General features: G+C 48.0%; 11 protein-coding genes. 5 read left to right on the top strand and 6 right to left on the bottom strand.

Going from position 1 to position 15,560, the window contains the following annotated elements; all coding sequences use genetic code 11:
* Positions 1–129 precede the first annotated feature (129 nt).
* Entirely contained in the window at positions 130–915 is a 786-nt protein-coding gene (locus GCU44_RS02025; protein WP_154853146.1) for an SDR family oxidoreductase, read from the bottom strand.
* Between the two features lie 174 nt (positions 916–1,089).
* Between GCU44_RS02025 and GCU44_RS02020 the strand changes: the two genes are divergently transcribed.
* The 3 genes from GCU44_RS02020 (at position 1,090) to GCU44_RS02010 (ending at position 2,962) form a co-directional block, all read left to right on the top strand.
* Complete coding sequence (locus GCU44_RS02020; protein ID WP_154853143.1) at positions 1,090–1,524, top strand: MarR family winged helix-turn-helix transcriptional regulator; 435 nt, start codon at positions 1,090–1,092, stop codon at positions 1,522–1,524.
* A gap of 97 nt (positions 1,525–1,621) precedes the next feature.
* The gene (locus GCU44_RS02015) at positions 1,622–2,626 is read left to right on the top strand and encodes an NAD(P)/FAD-dependent oxidoreductase (protein ID WP_092175442.1); all 1,005 of its coding nucleotides are present in this window, start codon (positions 1,622–1,624) and stop codon (positions 2,624–2,626) included.
* 15 nt (positions 2,627–2,641) lie between these two features.
* Complete coding sequence (locus GCU44_RS02010; RefSeq protein ID WP_092175439.1) at positions 2,642–2,962, top strand: 2Fe-2S iron-sulfur cluster-binding protein; 321 nt, start codon at positions 2,642–2,644, stop codon at positions 2,960–2,962.
* A gap of 36 nt (positions 2,963–2,998) precedes the next feature.
* Here GCU44_RS02010 and GCU44_RS02005 read toward each other — a convergent pair whose 3' ends face one another.
* On the bottom strand, positions 2,999–5,614 hold the full coding sequence (locus GCU44_RS02005; RefSeq protein ID WP_161993881.1) for a histidine kinase N-terminal 7TM domain-containing protein: 2,616 nt from the start codon (positions 5,612–5,614) through the stop codon (positions 2,999–3,001).
* A gap of 506 nt (positions 5,615–6,120) precedes the next feature.
* Here GCU44_RS02005 and GCU44_RS02000 point away from each other — a divergent pair.
* Together GCU44_RS02000 and GCU44_RS01995 are read left to right on the top strand one after the other, a co-directional pair.
* Positions 6,121–8,076, top strand: a complete 1,956-nt coding sequence (locus GCU44_RS02000) for a tetratricopeptide repeat-containing sensor histidine kinase (protein WP_154853137.1) — start codon at positions 6,121–6,123, stop codon at positions 8,074–8,076.
* Complete coding sequence (locus GCU44_RS01995) at positions 8,073–8,804, top strand: LytR/AlgR family response regulator transcription factor (protein ID WP_154853135.1); 732 nt, start codon at positions 8,073–8,075, stop codon at positions 8,802–8,804. The genes GCU44_RS02000 and GCU44_RS01995 overlap by 4 nt, the downstream gene beginning before the upstream one ends.
* A 300-nt stretch (positions 8,805–9,104) precedes the next feature.
* On the opposite strand, the gene GCU44_RS01990 is transcribed toward GCU44_RS01995, so the two are convergent.
* The 4 genes from GCU44_RS01990 to GCU44_RS01975 form a co-directional block, all read right to left on the bottom strand.
* Positions 9,105–11,663: a sodium:solute symporter family transporter gene (locus GCU44_RS01990; RefSeq protein ID WP_154853132.1), complete on the bottom strand. Its 2,559-nt coding sequence runs from the start codon at positions 11,661–11,663 to the stop codon at positions 9,105–9,107.
* Positions 11,660–12,400, bottom strand: a complete 741-nt coding sequence (locus GCU44_RS01985; RefSeq protein ID WP_154853129.1) for a phytanoyl-CoA dioxygenase family protein — start codon at positions 12,398–12,400, stop codon at positions 11,660–11,662. The genes GCU44_RS01990 and GCU44_RS01985 overlap by 4 nt, the downstream gene beginning before the upstream one ends.
* 459 nt (positions 12,401–12,859) lie before the next feature.
* On the bottom strand, positions 12,860–14,002 hold the full coding sequence (locus tag GCU44_RS01980; RefSeq protein ID WP_154853126.1) for a DUF4221 family protein: 1,143 nt from the start codon (positions 14,000–14,002) through the stop codon (positions 12,860–12,862).
* 342 nt (positions 14,003–14,344) lie between these two features.
* Positions 14,345–15,520, bottom strand: a complete 1,176-nt coding sequence (locus GCU44_RS01975; RefSeq protein WP_154853121.1) for a sialidase family protein — start codon at positions 15,518–15,520, stop codon at positions 14,345–14,347.
* Positions 15,521–15,560: the final 40 nt, after the last annotated feature.

Raw genomic sequence — 15,560 nt, 5'->3', positions numbered from 1 at the left:
ACCCAGCCTGTCATGCCCAAGTTTCTCAAAATCCTTATTTTGCTTGCATCCATTTCGGTGCTTTTAATCATCGGTGGAGTAGTGTACGTTTCAATTGCCCTGCCTAATATGGGGCCGGCACCGGAAAATTTATAGGCTTTTGATGGCACCTCCATCAATCGGGATACTGGTTCCAGTGATGTATCCGGCCATTGGGGAAGCCAGAAAGGCAAGCAAGTAACCGTATTCTTTGGGATCTCCAAACCTGCCTGCAGGAATGCTCGCTTTCCTGGCTTCCAGCAGTGCTTCCATCGTGTTGCCGGTAGCCCGGGCCTGCTGTTCGGTCAGCTCCCGGATACGTTCGGTATCAAAGGCTCCGGTAAGAATGGAATTGACCGTGACCCCATCCAAAGCTACCGCTTCTGCCAGACTTTTCGCCCAACTGACCACCGCGGTGCGTATGCTGTTGGACAATACCAGATTGGGCAAGGGTTCTTTTACCGAAACGGAGGAAACATTGAGTATACGCCCGTAGCCCCGGGCACGCATGCCCGGCAGCAGCAACTGGGTCAAATGGTGATAGGTTTTAAACAGCAGATCGAAGGCCTCCTGAAAGTGCTCGGTTGTTTTCTCCGTGACCGTACCGGCTTTCGGACCGTTGGTATTGTTGACCAGGATATCTACTTTTTTCCCATTAAAAAACTTCTCACAGTGTCGCTTGAAACCAGGAAAATCCAGGTAATCGACCTGCAGGTAATCGTGTATTTGTCCGTTATCGGCAGGTAAGGAAGCTACGGCCTTGTTCAAGGAACGCTCGTTTCGTGCCATCAGCGTGACTGTAGCGCCCGATGCAGCAAGTTGACGAGCAGCGGCCAATCCAAGCCCCCGGGTGGCTCCCCCTACTACCGCCTGGTATCCAGTAAGATCAATGATCATTTCTTGCTTGTTTTTTAGGGTAAGACATTTGATTCCGGAAAATTAGCCCTTTCCAGACAATATGGCAAGTCGAAACGACCTTCCAATCACTATTCAACAAAACCTATAATTTTTATAGGGTTTGTTGGGAGAAGAAATGAAATATTGATTATATTTGCCGTACGAATTATTGGCATGACATACGAGCAATTTAGCAGGTATTCTTTTTTGTTGGATCGGACGGCGAAAAAAGTCAAGCAGTACGCCCAGCAAAAGTTCAAGTTGAACGCATTTGACATTACGGTGGACCAATGGTTGGTCATGAAAAACCTGGATGAAAACGAACGGCTTAGCCAGACTGAATTGGCTCATCTGGTATTCAAAGATCAGCCCACCCTGACCCGAATTGTCGATATTCTGTGCAAAAAAGGGTACGTGGACCGTATTCCTCATCCCCAGGACCGGAGGAGCTATCGGCTGCTTCTGACGAGCAGCGGAAAGGAAAAGGTAGGAGAATTGAAGCCACAAATTGCGCAGATTCGTCAAAAGGCCTGGGAAAATCTAACCGAGAGGGATTTTGAGGAATTTAAGCGGATACTGAACACCATCTATGGCAACCTGGCAGAATAAACTGGCGGAAAATTTAAAATAGTTGGTATACTAATTATCTTTGTAGAAACAAAGGAACCTGAACGGGGTTCCACCTTTAAAACAATCAATTTATACCATGATTACTACTGACATTTGCATAATTGGAGCAGGCCCGGTAGGCTTATTTGCGGTCTTTGAAGCCGGTTTATTAAAGATGCGTTGCCATTTGGTGGATGCCTTGCCTCAAGTGGGAGGACAGTTGTCGGAAATCTATCCGCAAAAGCCTATTTACGATATCCCCGGCTATCCCGAGGTGAAGGCGCAGGAGTTGGTAGATAATCTCATGGAACAAATAAAGCCATTTAAGCCCACGTTTTCGCTGGGCGAACGGGTAGACCACCTCAGCAAGCAGACGGACGGTTCGTATGTGCTGACCACCAGCGATAAAACCCAAATACATGCGCAGGTGGTAGTCATAGCTGGGGGCTTGGGTTGTTTTGAACCTAGAAAGCCCGTACTGGAAAATCTCGAAACCTTCGAGGGCAAAGGAGTGGCCTACATGGTCAAAAATCCGGAGCAGTTCCGGGACAAAAAAGTGATTCTGGCCGGCGGAGGAGATTCTGCCCTGGACTGGGCCATCTACCTGTCCGACGTAGCCAAGCGGGTAACGCTGGTACACCGAAACGAAACCTTTAGAGGCGCGCCCGACTCGGCCGCAAAGGTGTTTGACCTGGCCAATGAAGGTAAAATTGACCTGATCCTATCTGCCAACCTAAAAGAACTTGGTGGCAATGGTCACCTTGCTTCGGTTTTCCTGGAAGACAAAGCCAAAACCCGAATCAAAATCGATGCGGATTACCTGATTCCTCTGTTTGGTCTTAGTCCCAAACTAGGACCAATTGCCGATTGGGGACTTACCGTGGACCGAAACGCAATTGAAGTGGATACCAGAGACTATTCGACTGGCGTGGACCGCATCTTTGCCATAGGAGATATCAATACGTACCCGGGTAAGTTGAAGTTGATTTTGTGCGGGTTTCACGAAGCTGCTATTATGATGCAGGCGGCTTTTAAGTACGTCTATCCCGATCAAAAACTAAGTTTTAAATACACTACCGTAAACGGAGTCAACTCATTTTAATCGTTTTTTTAACCAATGGTAACATTCACCGTAGAAGATCACGATGGCAATCGTCAGGACATTGAAGCACCGGATGACATGGGGCTAAGCCTGATGGAAGTACTGAAAGCGTCCGAATATCCCGTTTTGGCCACTTGTGGAGGAATGGCGCTGTGTGCCACCTGCCACGTTGAGGTACTGGAAGGGAAAAACGGCCTTGGAGAGGCGACTGACATTGAATTGGATCAGCTGGAGGCGCTTCCGGAATATTTTCCCAGCAGCCGGCTCGCTTGTCAGATTCGGATCAGTGAGGAACTGGACGGTGCGGTAATCAAGCTCCGGGGAGAAGACAATTAATCCTACATCAGAAAAAGGTGAGCGGAATAATGCCGCTCACCGCTCTTCCTGTTTGGATATACTTTCCATCCACCTGCCCACCACTTGTTGAAATTTTTTCTGCGCCACCGGCTTGGTCAGGTAATCATCAAAGTGATAGTTACCCGAGTCGGTTTGTGCTACAGGGAAGGCATTTGCGGTAAACCCGATCACCGGCACCTCCTTTTTGCCGGGGTATTCCCGAATGGCCTGCAACAATTCGTACCCGTTCATTTCCGGCATGTGAATATCTGTGATCACCAGGTCCGGTTTCTTGGTTTCAAACATGGCGAACGCGTCCTTGCCATTCTCGGCTTCTAACACCTTCGCTCCGGGGCTCATTTGCTCTATAAATACCTTTACAAGCATGCGGTTAATCGGGTTGTCCTCGGCCACCAATAAGGTAAATCCTTTACCCGTATCTGTATGGGTATCGGAGGGGGTAGCTACCGATCGGACATGCGCTGAGGAGTTGGATGTTCTGCCAAGCATTTCCCGCAGTTTGGTGGGAGATACGGGCTTATCGATCGTCCCCAAGCAGCCAATTTCCGTAAAAGTATCGATGGCACCGTCTCGTTCGTTGCTGCTTAACAGGGGCACAAAGAACGCATGCCGTTTCGCTTTTTGTGCGAGTCGCATCATTTGCTGAATGGCATCCCGACTACTTTTTCCCAACAAACGATTGTTTACCAGCACCAGGACCGGCCTGGAACCATTTTCAATCGCTGAAAAAGCCTCGTTTACGTTTTCTACATGGCTCGCCGGGAGTCCGAAATCTTCGCAATACCGTTGTAGCAGGGTACCCGAACGGCTATTCCCATCGAGGATTACTACCTGGGAAATGTGGGACAAATATTCCCTGGAGAACGGCTGCCCACTGTCCGAATCCTTTTGACCCTCTACCGAAAGCACAAAGAAAAACCTGCTCCCTTGCCCTGGTTCGCTTTCAAGCTGAATCCGGCTATCCATCAGGGAAAGCAGCTTGTTGGAAATGGTCAAGCCCAGGCCGGTACCGCCAAATTTTTTGGTCGTGGAAGAGTCTGCCTGGGAAAAGGCGTCGAATATCAGGTGCTGTTTGTCTGGAGCTATCCCTATTCCGCTATCCTGAACCGAAAATAAGAGTTGTTCGGTTTGTTTGGACTGCTCCGGTCCGCTTGTTTCTACCAGTAGCACCACCTCCCCTTTTTGTGTAAACTTAACCGCGTTGTTTAGTAGGTTGATCAGCACTTGTTTGAGTTTGAGCTCGTCCGTTTTAATCCTGCGCGGAACATCCGCGTGTAAATCCAGAAGCAATTCGAGCCCCTTTTGGTGCGCCTGAAAACGCAGCACATCCACGATGGTCTCGAGCAGTTCGTGTAGGTCAACCACATCCAGGCTCACTTCTGTCTTGCCGGACTCAATTTTAGCCAGGTCCAGGATATCATTGATCAGATCGAGCAAGGACGTAGCCGATGTCAATGCCGTTTGTGCATACCGGCGTTGTTGCTCGTTTAAATCCGTATGGGTCAACAATTCGGTAAAGCCGATCACCCCATTTAAAGGTGTCCGGATTTCGTGACTCATGTTCGCCAAAAACTCGCTTTTCGCTTTGTTTGCTGTTTCTGCAGCTATTTTGGCATTTTCGATTTGGATCTGGAAATTTTTTTCATGGGTGATATCCCGCAGTACCAACAAGCTCCCCACCTGATGCTGGTCTTCGGCACTCACCTTGGATTTGGAGAGCAGGTACCACAGGGTATGTCCGTCCCTAACACGGGTAAATTCGCTAACTTGATAGGAACGAGGTGTGCGAAGCATGTCGCAGATTTCAGGCCAATTATCATTGATTTCCTTTAGTGCCGAAGCCTGATGCACCCTTTTGATACCCATGATCTTGGCTGCAGAAAGGTTTAGCGTTACCAAGGCTCCCTGGCTATCCAGCACCATGACTCCTTCCTGTAGATTATCGAACAGGGTTCGGTACGCAATGGGAGCGATGCGGAATAATTTAAAATTTTTCAACCCCAGAAAAAAGAACAAGCCCGTACCCAGAAAACCCACTGGAATGGGATCCAGTAAAAAAGGAACATTGCCTGTAAGGTACCACACGTATACAAACAACGGACTACAAAGACCCAAAATCACCATAAATACCTGCCGGGAATCCGCTGCGGGCACCTCCTCAATCCGTTTTACGAGCACCCACAAACTCCCGAAAATCAACAATAGCGTATACCCCTGATGAACCCAGTAGAAATACCCCTTTCCGGTCACCAATACCGGAAAAAGCCCTTCACTACTGATAGTAAAGGAGGAATAAAACAAGTAATGCAATTCATTGGTACCTACCAGCAGTAAATTTCCGATTGGTATCACCAAGAAAGCAAGTTTCCTTGGTCCCGCGATCCATTGTTCCTTTGTCGTATAGGCCAGCGTAAAAAAAAGAACCAGTGGTGCAAAAGCTACCGCTCCCAGGTATTGCAGCTTGATCATGGCAATTTTCCACGATGCGGACAAGAGCATTAACTCTAGGGTATAGGCAAACGAGTAAACAAAACAAGCCAGCATGATCCACAAAAAATACACATACGCTTTCTCCCCTGTCTTTTTGCTTGCAAAGAGTAGGAACGACAAGGGAACAATGGCAATTGCCATCAGTAAAAAAAACAAGTAATGAACGTGGAAAAAAGAAAACATGACAAAAACCAAATTCGTATTTAGAAAGTAAGATAATGGAATAAAACCACTTTTGGTACAATGGGAATATTTTTTATTTGAAAGGAAGGAGTGATGGCAACCTATTGGGATTTAGCCATACTGAAAAAACACTTTCACAAATAAAATTCTGTCGCTTTCAAAAATAACGGAGGCAGTAATGGGACTAGAAATCCAGCAAACGTGCGCCTGGAAATAAAAATAGCTCCCAACGGGAGCCATTTTTATGTTGTTAAAAAACCTTAATCTTAAATGTTTTAAAAGCCATTACGCTTGAGACGAATAAAGGGCAAAATTCCTGATACAGCAAGGGATTTTCTCCCAAACCACCGATATATTGTCCGAAAGCAGCACATTTATTCCCGAAACGAGGCTGTAGCTTCACTAATTACGTAGCGATCTGACAAAAACGATATTTCTATTGGGAATTTGAGTATATTTATTTCATGAAGGTTTTGTTTTTACTCATCTGTATCGGCAGTTACTATTTTACGCTAGCTTACCCGCTTCCCGAAAAGCCAAGCCTCTACCAACCGGTATTTACCTATCCTCCAGATTTCGGAAAAGAATACCTGGAATCCCTGGCCAATCTGGCCCAAGTGCAGCAAGAAAAAGACAGCCTGCGCTGGCAGATACTTTGGGATTGGGGGTATTATACCCATTCCCGAAACCTCAACGAATCCCTTCGTATCATTCAAAAGGGGTTGCTCGAAACGCAAGAAGCGGGAGACAAACGATGGGAGGGCCGTTTTCAGCTAATAGCAGGGGCCATTTTACTCCGAATGGACGAGACCGAACAAGCCGAACTGCTCTTACAAGCCGCCCTAAAAAAAATTGACCTACAAGACCGATGGCTGGCCTATACCAACCTGGGTTACGTGTACGAAAGACGGGGAGATTTGAGTTCCGCTTTCGAATGGGCAGGAAAAACACTGGAACTCGGCATGCGATCCAATCATCGCAAGGCACAGGCCATGGCTTACAGCGACCTGAGTTATTTGCTTTGGAAACAGGGAAACTATCTGGAGGGGCTGGAATTTGGACTGAAATCCCTTCATCTATTCGAAAGCTGGGGAATACCGGACATGGATTATGATTTTACCCTCTATGTGGTTGGAAACAATTTAATGGCACTCGACCGTCTGGATGAAGCAGAGAAGTATTTTTCCGAAAGCATTGCGGTCGGGGAACGCTTCGGATTTTACAACAACCTGAGTGACGTTTACATGTCGCTTGCCAGTCTGTACATCCGTACGGATAAATTGGATCAAGCTGAAAATTCCGCTGCCAATGCGCTGAAATATGCCGGCCTACTCGAGAATTCGTTCATGCAAATGCGTTCCTTTTTGGCCCTGGGAGAAGTCAGTTTTTCCAAAAACGAATGGCAGGCAGCCGAAAACTATTTGCTACAAAGCATTGCCAAAGCAGGAACTGATTTGGGAGACCACTTCTTTTCAAGTCAGGCGTATCAGCGGCTAAGCGAGGTCTATGAGGCGCTGGGAAAAAACCAACAAGCACTGGCTGCATTTAAAATGTACCATGACCTAAACCAAACTATTTTTAATGAGAAAGCGGAACAAAAAATGGCTGGCTTGAAATCCGAGCTAGCGCTTTCCCAAAAAAACAACACCATCAAGGAACAAGCGCTGATCCTGACGAAACAGGAAAAGCAGGTCACCTTTTGGATTGTGGGTACCAGCCTGATGCTGGTATTCTCTCTGATAATGTTCCGGGGTTACCGCGTCATCCGAAAGAAAAACAAACTGTTGGAAGATCAAAACGAGGAGAAAACCTATCTGGTTCGCGAGACCCATCACCGCATAAAAAACAACCTGCAGGTCGTCTGCAGCCTGCTTTCATTGCAATCGGAGCGAATTCAGGATCCCGACTTACAACGAATCATGTTGGACAGCCAAAACCGGGTGCAAAGTATGGGCCTGGTGCACCAGACCCTCTATCAAGGGAAAGACCTGGCCTACCTCGAAATGAAAGACTATTTCACAAAATTGTCCCGGGACATCATTCACAGCTTTGGGGTGGATGGAACGGCTGAATTGCATTGCGATATGGAGGAAATGAGTCTGGATATCATTACCGCAATACCTATCGGATTGATCGTAAACGAACTAATTACCAATTCGCTAAAGTATGCGTTTCCCGGAAAAAAGCAAGGAAACCTAACCATCCACCTTGAACGGGAAGGGAATGAACTCATCCTGGATTACCTGGACGACGGCATCGGATTCAATGAAAAAGAAACCGCCTTTTCGCTGGGTTTCGGGGGACAATTAATTCAATTATTAACCAGCCAGTTGAACGGCAGAATGAGCAAATTACCCCATGAAGGGACGTATTTCCGCTTCGTCTTTTGCCCGGATGCGTACCAAACCGCCCTGACATGATACGTATTTTAATTCTAGAAGACGATATGGTGCTCGCCGCCCACCTCTCGCAAACCATCCAAAAGCTAGGCTACTCGGTTACAGGCATCGAAAAAAACGGGGAAAATGCCTTGCTTCATTTCAGGCAATACCTGCCACAATTGGTACTGGTGGATATTGGATTGCATGGCAAAATAAATGGTATTGAGACCGTGAAGCGCATTCAGGAAATCGACGCGATAAAAGCCATTTATCTAACCGGCAATACCGATGAGGATTCCTTTGAAAAAGCCAAAACCACCCGTCCCCTGGCCTTTATTTCCAAACCCTTTCAGCCCGTTGAGTTGGAGCGAACCCTTGCCTTGGCTGCGGAACAAATCCTATTCGAACCGGAAAGGGCCAAAACGGAACCGGAGGAAAACGCCACATTTTTGAAAGACCGTATCTTTGTGCGAACGCAAAACAAACTGGTAAAGCTATTGTTTGACGATATCTATTACGTGGAAGCCGACCGAAATTATGCAAAAATCCACACCAAGTCGGAATCCATTCTGGTCGTTTGCCCCCTGAAAATGCTCGATCAAAAGCTCCCCGTTCGGCAGTTTGTCCGAATTCACCGCTCGTTTCTTGTCAATATTTCCAAACTGGACGCAGTAGCCGATCATTTTCTGGAAATCAATAACATCACCCTACCTATCAGCAAGCAACACAAACAGGAATTACTTAAAAATCTCAATACGCTCTCCTAATCAGGATCCTGGCAGAGGCATTGCCTTCTTCACCGCATGCCCCTGCTTGTAAGCAGGTAGTACCTGAAAACCAAAATAGGCAAGCATTCACTTGCCTTATTGCCATAACCAGATCCAAACTCCAGTCGTTTCGCGGCACCAGGTAGCAAAAGACGCGCAACCAGCCGACTGCTCCTGGCCCCTGTGCATCGTCCGTCTTTTTCCCTGTCGGCCAACCGGGACTCTTCGAGCCGTCGGCAAACGAGCAGTACCTCCGTAACCGGAAAAATTTGGCTATCCCGCCCCAATAAAGGGGGCAACCTACATACCTGTCCTTTTTCCAGTGTCTGCCCTTGCCGATTTGTCGCTTTCCCCGAATCCCTTGAAAATGGCTGCCTCCCGGCTGCGCTTTTCCATGGTTTCGGTATTCCCAAGCAATCGCACATCCAGAAAACTCAATATCGTGCCCAATAACACACCTACTCCGAGCGAAACGGGGAGAATAAACAATACCTCAATCCCCAAAAATTTAAAAAAGGCGATGGCCACCGCAATGGCGACACTACCTAGCCCGGCCAGAAAGGTCGCCCTTCCCGTGGCAAAGGGAACAAAAAGGGCTAGAAAAAACAGCACAAATAAGGGGGAAACGAAGAGATTAACGACTTTAACAATTACTTCGTAGAGGTTTCCTTCTACCTTACTGATTAGCAAGCTCAGCAGCAAGGCAAAAACCCCCACGAACAGGGAAAGGTTGCGCACCGCCGCCATTTGTTTCTGAGGCGCCCGTGATTTGCGGGTAAAGCGTTTGATGAGATCTTCTGAAATGACCGAGGAGGTACTGTTCAAACCTGAAGATAGGCTGGACATGGCTGCTGCCAGGATACCCGCAGCCACCAGGCCGGAAATTCCAACCGGCAATCCTACCCGGATAAATTTCGGAAATAGCTGGTCGGCAGAAGTGGTTACTGTCTCACCCGGAGCCAGAAAATGGGGAAATGCGGTAAAATAAGCCAGCACGGCCAGCCCCACCAAACCCAGTAAGATTTGTACCACAAAGGTAGTCAGGAGTGAAACACCAAAAGTCTTGCGGGCGGTCCGGGCATTTTCAGTAGCCAGAAAACGCTGTATGGACATCTGATCGGAGCCCGAAGAAGCCAGGTACCAGACAAAGGTGGTCAGCAGGGCATTGCCAATCGTCAGACGCTCCCGGGCATCCACCCCGAGCTGCAGTTCCCCCCAGTGCGCCGGCCATTCGGTAGGAAACCATGCAGCTACCGACCCAAAAGAGAGAGTCACCACCAGCAAGGTCAAAATGGCCCCACCCATCAGCACGCCCGATTGGATCACATCTGTAAATACCACGGCTTTCAGCCCACCTAGCGTGGTATAAAAAATGGTAATCCCCATCAACAATATGCTAATGATCAATGTATGCGACGGATCGACTCCGAAAATTGCCAGGATGGCCGTATGCACCGTAATAAAGATGATCGTATCCATCCACAAAAACCGCAGCGACAAAAAGAAAAACGTAGCCAATACCCGAATGCTCACTCCCAGATTTATCTCCAAAATCTCGTAGGCACTGGTGACCCGCAATTTCATAAACCGGGGAATCAGAAACCATCCCACCACATAGTATACCAGCGGAAAAACCAATACGCCGGAGAAGATTACCGGACCGTATTTCACCATTTCTCCCGGATAGGAAAGGTAACTCAGGGAACTAAGCAGGGTAGCAAATAGTGATAAACCGACTGCAACCGGGTTCATCTTTCCACCGCCCAGATAGTAATCCCTTTCACTTTTGTTTTTTTGCGAAAAATAATAACCCACGCCCACCATACCGGCCAGGTAAGCCGCCACTACGAACCAATCGGCCCAGGCCAGGCTGTACTCCTGCCGTCGGTCCAGCATCAGAATTCCATAGGCAGCCGCAGCCCGAACGTCTGCATTCGCCCCCGCCTGCAAATCCTCGCCGGGAACTTCCTCCTCAGGCATCAACGGGTTTTCGTTTTCGAACAGCGCCACAAGCACCGGTAGGTCCTCGGGACTCCCCGCAGTACCCAATGCATGCGCTATTTCCATTCGAACTCCCTTAGAAGGGGCCTCTTTTAGGTCCCGCAGGGCATTTTTTACCTCCCCTAAAATCGTACTGTTTCGTTCTTCCTCCGGTGCATGCATGAGGGCGGCCGATAACAGGTACACCCTGGGAAGGGACGCCTTCGGCTCTTGTAGACCGGCCCTGGCTAGTTTTTTCCAGGAAGCCGTTGAAAAAACTCCTTCACTTCGGAGGACAAAAGCTGCCTGAAGCCGGATTATTTCATCTCGTTCAGGATTCAGTGCCAGGTCCAGCAATTGCTCCCTGGCCGCGGCCGTATCGCTACCCTGTAAGGTACTCCACAGGGTGTAGACATACAGGCTGTTTACGGGACCTTCCACTACTTCCCGCGTAAGTTCCGGTGACAAGTCGGCCAGCGATTCCCCCAGCTTGGCCAGGCTTTCGGCGGCATGTACCCGGTCGGGACCATTTCGGTCTTCGAAGGCCCTAAGGATTTTCTGTATATAGCTATCGCGTGAAGCCGGATCTGCCTGGGCCAACACTCGCCAGACTCCGATGCGATAGGACGAAAGCTGATCCCATTTTTTTTCCTCCAGCAGAAAGGTTTCCAACACGCCATCGGTGTAGTCCAGCCATAATTTATATTCTGCAGCGTGCACTTTTACCCACTGCTCCTGCTTCTCCATCCCCTGCTGCAGCTCCTGTACCGCTCGCTTCCGGAGTTCCGGGCTCACCGTAGAAGGTCTGGATTGGCAGGCCAGTGCAAAAAGCAGGAGCAATAACCCCATTTGCAGGTTTTGGATCCGCGTTCCGGTCATGCCTGCCGTTGATTCAGGGATTTCACGTAGGCTTTTTTCGCTGCGACATCCTCTTGGGCGGATTTACCAAAATAAATCCAACCCAGTGCTTTTCGGCTTCGCTCCGGATGCGTATTGGGGGCTGCCCGGTGGATGGTCAGGGCATGGTGTAGCAGCAGGTCCCCGGGTTTGGCTGGAAAGAACACCTCGTTTTTCAAGTCTGCGGGCCTTCCAAAGTCCGCAATTCCTTGCGAAAACCCAACGGTTTGGGTGGCTGCATGGGAACGCATGCCCTTTTTGTGCGAACCCCTCACATAGCTTACCCAGCCATTTTCTTCGTCCACATCTTCCAGCGCCAACCACATGGTCACGGCGCTCATCGGTTTCAGCATAAAGTAATAGCCATCTTGATGCGGAGGGGTAGCCTTCCCAATTTTTGCAGGTTTATTGAAATACTCCAGCGTCTTGCCGACCACCGGCTCTCCGAGCAGGCTTTCTGCCAGCGTTGAAAAGGAACTGTCCAGCAGCAAGTCTCCGAAAAAGGGCAAATAGACCTGCAGGTCCTGCAGCATTTTCAAGGTTTGTACCTCCCCAGGCACTTCGTATTTCCTATGTTCTGCTGCCATATCGGAGAGCTGGTCACGAATAAAGGTGTCCAACTGTTCGTTGATCTCCTCCACCTGATTGCGGGATAAAAAGCCCGGTAAGTACAGGTAGCCATCGCGTGAGAATTGTTGGATGTGTTTGCTGGAATCCATGGTTTGTTACGAATTGTTCTTGCCTGATTCTTGTTCGGGCCTTTCGGGGTTTTCATTTGCCATCCCCGCCGGTTCCCCGGAAGAATTTGCTTCCGGGAGTGGGTAATTATGAAAGCAGGTACATCTACATCTCATCCGAAATCCAGCTGGTAAATTGGAAACAACCGAATTTTTCTGTGGGATACCCATTTCTAGCATCCAGTACTGGTCTACCAAAGTAATTAATTCCAGGTAAATTGCATACTTCGGGCGGTTTAAGTATGCCAGCGAAATCTTCCTTTAAAAGCAATCATTGGTTAAAACCTTGTAAAAGGAATCATGAATTGAGAAATCAGCAATCTGGCATTTCCCAACATCCCTGGCTTTAGCCAAACCATTTATCCCAAGAGACTAAAATCCCCATTTCACAAAAAATGCTCCGTCACGCTCGTGGAATGGGTACTGGATATTTTCATAATTTCATTCACTTATTGCCACCCTAACAAATCCCAACTCATCATCCCTGTTCTGAAAGACCCATAGCTTTCCGTCTTTTACAAAATATTTTGCAGAGGATTTGTTACTGAGCTCGGGAATAGGTATTTCACTCAAAAAATTGAATTCCTGATCAAACACAGTTAGAAAGACCTTGACGCTAATCGTTTCATGTAGGATTCTATTCTCTTTTTTTTCTTGACCAAACTTACTGGAGGCAGAAAGCCGATAATATCTCTTCCTTTGCTTATCATAAGCCAATGGTCCAAAACTTACTTGTTCGAGGTAAAATTGAAGGGCACTAATTCGATCATCGGTGGAATTAACGAGGTCACCTTCGGTTGTGATAGTTACTTTACTCGGCGTATGGATGGAGGAATAGGTCACCGATTCGAGGTTATCTTCCATTGGATAGTAAACATAAAAATCATTAGAAAATTCATGGGAAACGATAATTTTATCGTCTTGACTGGCTATAAAAACCCGAGGACCCCATTTATTATAAGACGTCAAATCTCCAAGTGTGTATTTTTTATAATTCCCGTAGGGATCAATCTCGTAGGTTGAAATCAGGGTGTCGTTTGTGTTTAGTTTTTTCAGTGATATCCTATCAGCCAAGTCATCAATTACCAATGCAAAGGCCAGGTGACCGAAGCTAGGATTTGCCATTTGTTGGTATACGTATTCTTCATCAGCAATTCCTCCCTTTATGCCGGATAATCTTTCCCATTCAAATTTTTTAACCAGTCTGCCTTCTAAGTTGAAATGGCCTCCAAATTGTCCTGCGAGAAACAATTTACCATCGCCCATACTTTTGAGGGAGGAAATCCACGAACCGGTGCCATCAGGACCTTCTTTTTGAAGTGGATAGTTGTCCTCCAGTTCCATCAGGTCCAGGTCTATCTTGTCAATACCATGATCAAATTTAATATAGGTATACAAAAAACCATCTTGCTCGCAATAATCCGAATTAAGCAACAAATAGGTTAGGTCAAACAGATGCCCTTTGCCATCTACCATCACGGTGTCCACTTGATAACGGATTGTTTCAATGGATGCAGTATCCTGCGGTTTTCTGCAGGAAAAACATGCCATAAAGAAAAGCACTAGGAAAGTTTTGTTGGGCATTGTATTTAAAGGTGTCTAGTATACGAGCAAAGCAACATTCCATAAACCTATTCATTTCCAGCACATAATGGAAGGTAAATGCGCAACTTTAACCATTTTTAACCCAAAATCATGGACAGATAAATTGGAATAGGCTATTTCCTATTGAATCTATAAAGGCTAAAGCCCATGATTTTTGATTGCTATTTTTTTTTTTGAATGGGCTATTTCCTTATGAAGGGAGGTTCGAATTGCAGATATTCCATCGTTTAGGAATGGCCCATTTCTCACTGAGGAGGTAGGAAATCCCCTTACCTGCCAACAGCCTAATCAGCGGCATTGCGGGGACAAGTAAATCCCCCCTCAATGAATCTCCAGGACGGTGCCGGCGATGTGTCGGGTACCGTTGTCTTTGTTGAAGTAATAGGTCACCAAGGCCCTTTTTTCATCGAGCATGACGGCCCAGGGATACCCAATGTCGCCACTTCCACCATCTTCCCGCAATACAATCTCTTCGGCGGTAGCGAAATCTGTGCATTCGGGGTTCAGGATTCGGGCACGGATGCCGTACGGCCGATACCGGTACCCGTACACCAGCAGTACCCGGTCATCGGGTAAGCGCAAGGCCTGCAAGGGATGCCCTTTAAAACCCATCCCCTGCCAGGAAAAGGTTTTTCCACCGTCCGAAGACCGGGCGATAACGGACTGCCCCTCGTACTTGTCTGTGCGAATAAAGGCTACCAAATCGCCTTTGGGGGTTTCATGGAGCGATGCCTCATTGAATATCACTTCCTCGTCTTTGGCAACGGTAGAGAGGTGCTCCCAACTTCGGCCCTGGTCGTCGGAAACCAGTAGGTAATTGGAAGTACGGCGGGGCGCTACCTGATCATTGGCAGCTACTACCCAGTAGATTCGGCCGTTTTTGCCTTCAAGCAGGGCTCCCCGGTTGTAGGCAGGAATGGGGCGGCCCATGGGGTCTAGGTTCACCTCCGGTTCGATGTGTGGAGGATAAATGGGTTTGGACCAGCTTTTTCCCCCATCAATGGAGCGCAGCAAATACCCTCCCAGGAATACGGTTCCGGGGCGGTTCTGAAAGTTTGGGATGGGTAGGTTTTGCACGCCGTCATCCCGCAAAAATGCCCATGCATAGCTGGTGCACAGCAGGGTTCCGTCCCGCAGTTGCAACAGGCAGGGGTCCTGGGATCCCCCAAAATCGTATGCATGGAGCAACTCCGGGTCTTCCGCCCAGTTCAGACCGTCCCTGGAGGTCATGCTCACCAGGTAACTATTGGGATCCACGTGGTTATTTCCCTTCTCTCCAAATACGACCCGTCGATCCGGCGCACGCCGAAAGGAAAGCAAAAAATCCCCGTCCGCTTTCCGCACGATGGAAGGAAAACTGGCATAATACATGGAATCCTGGTAAATCACCAGGTCCCGGATTTTTGTGGCAGTGGACCCGTTCGTTTGAGCCAACGAAGGCTGCTGGGCTACGACGGTCACAAAAACGTGTAAGGCGAAAAGAAAAGGTAGTCTCATTATGCAATTTGTTTGGGTGTAAATTCTTGTATACTTCCCA

This window comes from Cyclobacterium xiamenense, assembly GCF_009467825.1.
In the GTDB taxonomy this organism is placed as follows: Bacteria; Bacteroidota; Bacteroidia; order Cytophagales; family Cyclobacteriaceae; genus Cyclobacterium; species Cyclobacterium xiamenense.
Note: the sequence above shows the minus strand (reverse complement) of the source record. Positions and strands in the feature narration are given on the sequence as shown.